Annotated in this window: 2 protein-coding genes; one reads left to right on the top strand and one right to left on the bottom strand. The window is 59.8% G+C overall.

Annotation, left to right across the window (positions count from 1 at the left end; genetic code table 11):
* Positions 1-992 (bottom strand): GDP-mannose 4,6-dehydratase (locus KKA81_17400; protein MBU2652706.1); only part of this gene is annotated, 992 nt, incomplete at its 3' end.
* A 708-nt stretch (positions 993-1,700) separates the two neighbouring features.
* Between KKA81_17400 and KKA81_17405 the strand changes: the two genes are divergently transcribed.
* Positions 1,701-2,003 (top strand): hypothetical protein (locus KKA81_17405; protein ID MBU2652707.1); only part of this gene is annotated, 303 nt, incomplete at its 3' end.

The raw sequence follows: 2,003 nt of genomic DNA on the forward strand, positions 1-2,003 counted from the left end.
ATCTGGCGCTCCCACCAGGGACGATTGGCCTGGAACCACTCTATGGTTTGTTTGAGCCCGTCCTCCCAATTCCAGCGCGGCGCCCAACCCAGCTCCCGGCTGATTTTGGACCAATCCCCGGTGTGGCGGAAGACTTGCCCGGGCCGGTCTCCCACGAAGGTCACCCGGTCCTGGTCATAGCCCATCAAGCGCACCACGTCGCTGGCCAGGGACAGGATGCTGCGGTGCTCGCCGCTGGCCACGTTGAACACCTGGCCATTAACCTTGTCCCCGGAAGAATGCATTATCATGTCCAGGGCCGCGCAGCAGTCGTCCACATGCACGAAGTCCCTGGCCGCCTCGCCGTTGCCGTGCACGGTCAGGGGTTCGTCCAAAATGACGCTGGTGATGAAGCGGGGCAGCACCTTTTCAAGGTGTTGCCTGGGCCCGTAGTTGTTGAAGGGCCTGACAATAACCGCCGGGATTCCATAAGTGGCCCAATAGGAGTAGACGAGGCGGTCCGCGCCGCACTTGGCGCTGGCATAAGGGCTCATGGGGTTGAGGATATGCTCCTCGGACATCTTTTCGCTGGCGGCGGTGCCATAGACCTCGCTGGTGCTCACATGAACGAAACGCTCTACCTTCTTGCCGAATTTGACTACCGCGTTGGCGATTGCCTGGGTGCCCAGCACGTCGGTTTCATAAAACAGCAGGTTGTCGTAGATGGAGCGGGTCACGTGGGTTTCGGCCGCGAAGTGAACGATTATTTCAGACTGTTCCACCAGGGTGTTGACCAGTTCCGCGTTACGGACGTTGCCGTACCAGAATTCGAAGCTGGGGTCCTCGCGGCCGTTTTGCAGCCAGGGCAGGTTTCGCACGCTTCCCGCGTAGGTTAGGCTGTCAAGCACCAAAAGGCGGTAGTTCTTGTAGGAGCGTTTGAGATGATGAACAAAATTGGACCCGATGAAACCGGCCCCGCCTGTGATCAACACGGTCTTTTCATAATCGTTCATTTGTTACTCATGCTTTACAGAATTGGCCGTCAAGGAAAAGAATCGCCGCCATATTTTCCGGTTTCAAGGGGGCGCCGATGATTCTCCCGCCCGTTTAAGTAAAATTTGGCCACTTTCCCAATGGCGGACCAGACATGAAAATCCCAGGCTAGGCAGGCGGTTCCAGCCGCTGCGGCACCGCGCCAGAACAGGGTTTTCACCGGCCATCCGCTCTTTTACCTACACACCTTATCCCCGCTTGCCAAGGACAAACTGATTGCCAGGACCAGTGGGAACGGCTAATATCATATTCCCGAGCCGACTGGCCCGCTAGAGTGGAGTGTTTCACAATCATCCGCGCCACACAACTGAAATAAAGCTGTAATGAACATAGCCTTGCCCGGGGCGTTCGCGGCGGGTCGGACTGGATTGTGCGCGGGAATTTCCCATCCCGACAAATACCATAGTGTGGCTGTTTTACCGGCCCCGCCAACCGGCTCCAGGCCGTTTGCGGGAAAAACCTTAACGCGCCCGCCGTTGAAATGGGCCTGGCATGTGTAACCCGGGATCTGCGGAAAAAACCGAGATGAAATCTATCCGCCAGCTTGAATTCCCTCCGCGGGCGCGCCGCCGGGGAGGGCTGTGATGAAGCGGGTGCCGCCTGCCGATCCCAAGGGGCCCGGCGCGCGCCTGGCTTTTTTCGCCATCTGCGCGGTGTGGCTTGCGTCCATGGCCGGGCACTACGCGGTAATGGGGGCCAGGGTCCGGGGGGACGGCGACCGCTACCTGAGCGCGGCGGCCTCTCTTTTGGCGGGAAGGGAGCTTTCCGCCAAACAGCTTTTATTCCTGCCCTATGAGCTTTTTCTGGCCGGCCTCCACTGGCTGGGAGGCGGCCCGGTCTCGGCGGTGGCGGCCAACTGCCTGTTCACCCTGGGGGCCACCCTGCTTTTGTGGTGGATGCTCAAGAGGGGGGGGGAGCCCTTGGCGGGCCTGGTGGGGGCCTTGGCCTTGCTGGTTACCGTGGAGATCCAG

This window comes from Bacteroidota bacterium (genome assembly GCA_018831055.1).
In the GTDB taxonomy this organism is placed as follows: domain Bacteria; phylum Bacteroidota; class Bacteroidia; order Bacteroidales; family B18-G4; genus M55B132.